Origin of the sequence: Streptomyces sp. 4F14 (assembly GCF_048159485.1) — a bacterium.
In the GTDB taxonomy this organism is placed as follows: Bacteria; Actinomycetota; Actinomycetes; order Streptomycetales; family Streptomycetaceae; genus Streptomyces.
In genome coordinates, this window is record NZ_JBLRVY010000258.1 from 1 (window position 1) to 360 (window position 360).

Consider the following 360-nt stretch of genomic DNA (forward strand, 5'->3'; position numbering starts at 1 on the left):
TACGGGCCGACGTACCGCGAGCCCTGGCTCCACAGGTTCTGCAGCTCCCGCTGTCCGAACTCACCGCCGCCGGAACCCGCGGCGGTGACCACGCCGACCGAGTACGGCGACTCGACGTCGGCCCGTCCGAACCGGGCGTCGTCCAGCGCGAACTGGGTCGCGGACAGCGCGAAGTGCGTGAACCGGTCGGTCTGCACGAGGTAGCGCTCCTCGACCGTCTCGGCCGCCTCGACGCCCCGCACCTCGCCCGCCACCCGCAGCGGCAGCTGGTCGCAGCCCGCCCGCGTGACGGGCCCCAGGCTGCTGGTGCCGTCCGCGGTGGCCTTCCAGTGCGCCTCGACGCCCACCCCGTGCGGGGAC

1 protein-coding gene is annotated in these 360 nt (G+C 74.7%); it reads right to left on the reverse strand.

Going from position 1 to position 360, the window contains the following annotated elements; all coding sequences use genetic code 11:
* The coding region (locus ACLZOT_RS50600) for a beta-ketoacyl synthase N-terminal-like domain-containing protein (protein ID WP_416976068.1) at positions 1-360 on the reverse strand (360 nt) is incomplete at both ends.